1 protein-coding gene and 2 tRNA genes are annotated in these 2,225 nt (G+C 35.6%); all 3 read left to right on the top strand.

Going from position 1 to position 2,225, the window contains the following annotated elements:
- Positions 1 to 68 precede the first annotated feature (68 nt).
- The 3 genes from ACYVJS_RS10465 to ctaD all read left to right on the top strand — a co-directional run bounded on the left by ACYVJS_RS10465 (position 69) and on the right by ctaD (position 2,118).
- Positions 69 to 139, top strand: a tRNA-Met gene (locus tag ACYVJS_RS10465).
- A 180-nt stretch (positions 140 to 319) separates the two neighbouring features.
- Positions 320 to 401 (top strand) — tRNA-Leu (locus ACYVJS_RS10460).
- 130 nt (positions 402 to 531) lie between these two features.
- Positions 532 to 2,118, top strand: coding sequence for a cytochrome c oxidase subunit I (gene ctaD / locus ACYVJS_RS10455; protein ID WP_460739896.1), 1,587 nt, complete (start codon positions 532 to 534; stop codon positions 2,116 to 2,118).
- Positions 2,119 to 2,225: the final 107 nt, after the last annotated feature.

Raw genomic sequence — 2,225 nt, 5'->3', positions numbered from 1 at the left:
ATTTAGCTCTAAGATAATAAAATATACCTAACCGAGAATTTTTAAAATAAAAGAAACAATATTATATGGCCGGGATAATTTAATGGTAAAATGTTTATCTCATACATAAAGCTTGGAAGTTCAAATCTCCCTCCCGGTAAATAAATTTTTGGGTTAAATTCATCCCTTTGCGGCCGGGCATCGCCCGGCCTCAAATAGTATCCCGAGCCGCTTTGCGGCTCGGGGAGACCTAAAATCTTGTAATAAACCTCGAGCATTTTATGCTCGGAGTATATTAAAAGGCTAGCCGTTTAATAAAAAATTTATTTCTTTGGCTTTTGCTTACTTGGAGAAATTGGTAAACTCTCCGAATTTAAACTTCGGTGCCGAGAGGCTTGTGGGTTCGAGTCCCACAGTAAGTATTTATAAATACCTAAATCCCATAAAACCCTTTATTAAAAATTACTTATGTGGGCAATGTCTATGGACAATTAATAAAAATTTTATTTTGTATAAGTAATAATAAAAAAAAGGATTATAACAACTTCTAATATGGTTAGATGGCTGTTCTCAACAAATGCTAAAGATATTGGTACTTTATATATCATCTTCTCTATTTTTGCGGGTATGATCGGTACTGCTTTTTCTGTGTTAATTAGACTAGAATTAGCTGGTCCTGGAATTCAATATCTTCATGGTGATCACCAATTATATAATGTAATTGTAACTGCTCACGCATTTGTTATGATTTTCTTCTTAGTAATGCCAGCTTTAATTGGTGGATTCGGTAACTGGTTTGTTCCTTTAATGATTGGAGCTCCAGATATGGCTTTCCCTCGATTAAATAATATTTCATTCTGGTTATTACCACCTTCTTTAATTCTTTTAGTTGCTAGTGCTTTCGTAGAAAACGGAGCTGGTACTGGATGGACTGTTTACCCTCCATTATCAGGTGTTGCTTCTCATTCTGGTGGATCTGTAGATTTAGCTATTTTCAGTCTTCACTTATCAGGTATTTCTTCTATGTTAGGTGCAATGAACTTTATTACAACTATTATTAATATGAGAGCTCCTGGAATGTCATTCCATAAAATGCCTCTATTCGTATGGGCTGTATTAATTACAGCAGTTCTATTACTTCTATCTTTACCTGTATTAGCAGGAGGAATTACTATGTTATTAACAGATCGAAACTTTAACACTTCATTCTACGAGCCAGCAGGTGGAGGAGATCCTTTACTATACCAACACTTATTCTGGTTCTTCGGACATCCTGAAGTTTATATTCTAATTATCCCTGGATTCGGAATTGTTAGTCATGTAGTATCTACTTTCTGTGGTAAACCTATTTTCGGGTACCTAGGTATGGTATATGCTATGTTATCTATTGGTGTATTAGGATTCATTGTATGGTCTCACCATATGTATACAGTAGGATTAGATGTTGATACTCGAGCATACTTCACAGCTGCTACAATGATTATTGCAGTACCAACTGGTATTAAAATTTTCTCATGGCTTGCTACTCTATACGGAGGAAGTATCCGATTCACAACTCCTATGTTATTTGCATTAGGATTCTTAGCTTTATTCACACTTGGAGGTTTAACTGGTGTAATGTTAGCTAATGCGTCTATGGATGTTGCTTTACATGATACATATTATGTAGTTGCTCATTTCCATTACGTATTATCTATGGGAGCAATTTTTGCTTTATTTGCCGCATTCTATTACTGGATTGGTAAAATTACTGGTAAAACTTACAATGAACTATTAGGACATATCCATTTCTGGAGTCTATTCATTGGAGTTAACTTAACATTCTTCCCTCAACATATGTTAGGTCTAGCAGGTATGCCTCGAAGAATCCCAGATTACCCAGATGCATATTCAGGATGGAACTTAGTATCTAGTTTCGGATCTATTATTTCTATTGTAGCTTCATTAGTATTCCTGTACGCATTATATGATTTATTAGCTCGACAAGAATACAACTTAGCTAATAACTATTGGTACGTACCTCAATTCTTTAGTAGTTCACGAGCAATCGGAGCAACTTCTACTGCTACTACATTAGAATGGTCATTAACTAGTCCACCATCATTCCATACTGTAAATTCATTACCAACTCAATCTTAATTAAATTAATAATATAACCCCCCCGGAATCTAAAATACAATATGGCCGCGGGGCGGTGGTATCATTACCCTAAAGTGTGATGTCGCCCGCCCCGCGGATAAATATCA

Source organism: Microbacterium neimengense (genome assembly GCF_054782995.1).
The sequence above is the reverse complement of the archived record's forward strand: the minus strand, read 5'-3'. Positions and strand labels throughout refer to the sequence as shown.

Excerpts from the sequence above, each read along its gene's own strand:
- ctaD (WP_460739896.1), top strand. The coding sequence starts at position 532 with ATGGTTAGATGGCTGTTCTCAACAAATGCTAAAGATATTGGTACTTTA.